Genomic DNA, 3878 nt, shown 5'->3' with positions numbered 1-3878 from the left:
CGGCGGCGGCTGCCAGCATCGACTCCATTGCGGCCCGCTCTCTTTCCTGCAGCACCATGGCGATGCAGGCATGCGCGCCGTTGAACAGCGCAAGCGCAAAGCCGAACCATCGGGGCCAGGGCGAGGCGAGGGCCAGCGCGAGGACCGGAACCGCGACGGCGACGTTCAGGAGAGATGCCGCCAGCACGGCGCGCGCCGTCGCGATGCGATTCTTCTGGGCGAGCGCGAAGAGCGGCGCGATGGAAGGCGCCACGGCAAGGCCTGCATTCATGCGGATCGCGAGGCGCACGCCGGTGACGAAAAAGAACGCCGCGGCGATGAGGGGCCAGGCGCGCCAGGATTGCGCGACCGCTCTCGGCGTCAGCACCGCGAACAGCATCAGCTCGAGCATGCCCTGAAGGATCATGGCAAGGATGTTGCCCGCGCCCTCGCGGAACAGCGTCACCGTCGAATGGATCCAGGCGTTGTAGCTCGTCATCGTCATGAAGAGCGTCGCGGTCCAGAGCACGAGGCGAAGCGTGCGGTCGTCGGGCGAGAAGGCGATCTCGATCAGGACGACGGCCGCGAGCGCGAAGGTGCCGCCCTTGAAGAGCGACACGGTCTGGCTGACGGTGGTGGCGGCGAGATCGCGGCTGCGCGCCTCGACCATGGCGGCATCGATCAGCTTCGGCATGACCCTAAAGTCCCCCGGTTTCGCCGAGGCTAGCTGATTCTGGGTCCCCGCTTTCGCGGGGATGGCATTCAGTTGGCCGGACTGGAGGCGTCGGCGCGGAAGCGGCGGGGGCTGCAGCCGAAGACCGAGCGGAAACGCGCATGGAAATGCGAGAGGTCGTTGAAGCCGACCTTGAGCGCGACTTCGCTCACCGGCTCGGCGCTGGTGAGGAGCAGATCCGCCGCCGCGCGCAGCCGCGTGTTGATCACATACTGATTCGGGCTCTGGCCCGTCGCCGCCATGAAGACACGCAGGAAGTGGTAGCGGCTCAGATTGACCGATTGCGCGAGCTGGTCGAGCGAGCAGGGCTCCGCGTAGGACGTCTCGATATAGCGGATCGTCGAGCGGATGCGCTCGCGGTCGCGCGGCGACACGCCGACCGGCGGCCTGCCGGTCGTCTCCGTCCTGAGCGCGAGTGCTGCGAGCGCATAGGCCGCCTCGTCATGGTCGAAGCCGGGCGACGCCAGCCTCTTCATCCAGCCGAACATTTCCGCCGAGGACTTGCCGGGCGGCAGCGCGGCGGCGAGGAAACGCGTGTCGTCGAGCCCGCAATCGCCGGCGACCTCCTCGAGAAAATCGTGATCGAAGCGAACGACGAGGCGCTTGTTTCCCGTCGTGTCGAGATGATGGCAGGTGAAGTGCTCGCCCTTGTTGCCGAGGACGGCGGCGCCCGGAACCGCAACGACGAACTCGCTGCTCTCGGTCCGATACTTGAACCAGCCGGTCAACACGATGCCGATCGCGGCTCGTCCGTATTGCTTCTCCCAGGCCGGCCCCTGCGGATCGTCGGAAACGCAGCCTTCCTCGCACAGCTCGTACAGGGGCAATGCGCGGCGCGTTGGTGCGATTGGTGCGGTCACAGATGACATGCCAGCCTCAATACATCCGACCAGGGCGAACGCCGACAGTATAAGCCAGCGCGCGCTCGTCGCACACCTCTCGCGCGTGGAGGGTAAACATTCGCGTGCGCGCATTTGTTTGTTTGTGTTCAGCAATATCCCCCAAGATTTGCCCGGCCGGTCCGCCTAGGATCGCTCCGTGCCGTCGTCGCCCGGAGTGCCGGCGACACGAGAAATTGATCGCAATGGCGCGATCGCCATGACGGCGTGGATGATGCGCCGTCGGCTGCAAGCCCGCGCGCGCGGAGACGATGACGAAAAACGAATTCACGGAAGTCGCCGGCACGATGAATGACGGCGAAGGCGACGACACGGGCAATCGGCAGGATCTTCCGCTCGCCATCGCCAACATCGCGATCTCGCCGGAATCGCCCGTGCCGATCTATGAGCAGATCTGCTCGATCGTACGCGCGGCGATCGTCGCGGGCGATCTGCCCGCGAACACGCTGCTGCCGACGAGCCGCGAACTGGCGGCGATGCTCGGCATCGGGCGCACCACCGCGGTGAATGCCTATTCGCGGCTGATCGCGGAAGGTTATCTCATCTCGCGGTTGCGCCGCGGCACGCGCGTGGCGCCGCAACAGCGCGCGGCCCAGGCGGAATCCGGCGAGCGGCGGCAGGCGCGGCGCGCGGAGACGGCCGCGCCGGATGTCGAAATCTCCTTCACGGCAAGGCGCACGCTCGAGAGCCCGCTTGCTGTGAGCGCCACCGTGCAGCCTTTCGCGGTGGAAGAACCCGATCCCACGCTTTGCCCGCGCGCCGAACTCGGACGGCTGCTGGCGGAAGGATTCCGCCGGCCGCCGATTCCGGAGTCCGGCCTCGACCAGGGGCGCGAGCTGCGCAATTTCCAGGCCGCGGTTGCCGCCCATATCAGGCAGGCGCGCGGCGTGGTGTGCGATCCCGCGCAGATCGTTCCGACGCTCGGCATCGAGAGCGCGCTCGATCTCGTCGCGCGGCTCGTTGTCGATCCCGGCCATCTCGTGCATGTCGAGGATCCGGGTCCCGCGCTGGTGCGGGCGACGTTCGAGGGTGCCGGTGCACGCCTGCGCGCAGTCGGGGGCGATCGCGACGGCGCGGACTTTTCCAGAGCCATCGCGCCGCCGCCGCGGCTGATCGTGGTATCGCCGGCGCTGAGCTTTCCTTTAGGCGCTCAGATGTCGGAAGCGCGCCGACGCGCGGCGATGGAGGTGGCGCAGTCGACCGGGGCCGTTCTGTTCGAGAACGACGCTTACGGACAGCTGCTCTATCGCGGCGGGAGATTGCCCGCGCTGCAGTCTCTCGATCCCGGCCGCGTGCTCTATTACGGCAGCCTGACGAACACGCTCGGCCCCGGAATCCGTGTCGGTTATCTGGTCGTGCCGGAGGGCTTCGTCGAGCCGGCCTTCGAGCTTTCGCGGCGCTCCGGCGCGCGACCCGAATCCTTCATTCTCTCGGCGCTCGCCGCGTTCATCGGCGAGGGCCAGTACGCGCTCTACACGCGCAAGATCCGCGCGATCTACGCCCAGCGCCTCAAGCTCCTGGTGGAGGCCTGTCGCGCGCAGCTCCCCGAAGCCGCACCGGTCGAGCCCTGCGGCGGCTTCCACCTGACCCTGCTCCTGGCGAGCGCCGCGCGCGAACAAGGCATCTCCGCCATGGCGGCCGCGCAGGGCCTCTCGGTGGCGCCGCTGTCGCGCTTTTACGCGGGCAAGCCCGCGAGCCACGGGCTCGTGCTCGGCTTCGGCGCGGTGCCCGACCGGCTCATCGAGCCCCTCGTCGCGCGGCTCGCGGCGATCGTTCAGCGTACGGATGAATCTGCCGTCGCGTGATCGCCGGAACCGCCTCCCGAAAATTGTCGGAATTGGCGCTCGTTTGAGCGAATGCTGCGGCGCGCGGCCGGATGTCGGCTTTGTTGCAGCACTTATGCAACACAATTGCGTCGTGCGTTTGGCCTTACCCGATACCATTAGATTGGTCACATCGCCTTTTCTAGCGTCGCCCCAAGTGTTTCGCGAGATCGTGCAGGGGACTTGCACGAGGGGCTTGGCGAACAATCGAAAAGGGGAATTTCATGCCGCGTATCGCGACGAATGTGGGCCGACTCAAATCCGCGCTCTTCCTGACGGCAGCTTCCGGTGCGCTGCTCGCCGTTTCGACTCCCGTCGGTGCCGCCGAGCAAATCGAGACGGTCGTGGTGACCGGCACGCTGATTCCGACGCCGAATGCCACGTCCAACAGCCCGATCCAGACGGTCAGCTCCGAAGCGATCGACCTGTCGGGCCACCCGAACG

The 3878-nt window shown here is 67.0% G+C and carries 4 protein-coding genes; 2 read left to right on the top strand and 2 right to left on the bottom strand.

Annotation, left to right across the window (positions count from 1 at the left end; genetic code table 11):
* Together VMI09_11690 and VMI09_11685 are read right to left on the bottom strand one after the other, a co-directional pair.
* On the bottom strand, positions 1 to 673 hold a 673-nt coding region (locus tag VMI09_11690; GenBank protein ID HTQ25350.1), incomplete at its 3' end, for a hypothetical protein.
* A gap of 68 nt (positions 674 to 741) precedes the next feature.
* Positions 742 to 1572 carry an AraC family transcriptional regulator gene (locus tag VMI09_11685; GenBank protein HTQ25349.1) on the bottom strand — a complete coding sequence of 277 codons (831 nt, stop codon included), beginning with the start codon at positions 1570 to 1572 and terminating at the stop codon, positions 742 to 744.
* Positions 1573 to 1862: 290 nt separating this feature from the next.
* Between VMI09_11685 and VMI09_11680 the strand changes: the two genes are divergently transcribed.
* Entirely contained in the window at positions 1863 to 3416 is a 1554-nt protein-coding gene (locus tag VMI09_11680; GenBank protein ID HTQ25348.1) for a PLP-dependent aminotransferase family protein, read from the top strand.
* Between the two features lie 242 nt (positions 3417 to 3658).
* The coding region (locus VMI09_11675) for a hypothetical protein (GenBank protein HTQ25347.1) at positions 3659 to 3878 on the top strand (220 nt) is incomplete at its 3' end.

The organism is Candidatus Binataceae bacterium, assembly GCA_035500095.1.
Classification (GTDB): Bacteria; Desulfobacterota; Binatia; order Binatales; family Binataceae; genus JAKAVN01.
Note: the sequence above shows the minus strand (reverse complement) of the source record. Positions and strands in the feature narration are given on the sequence as shown.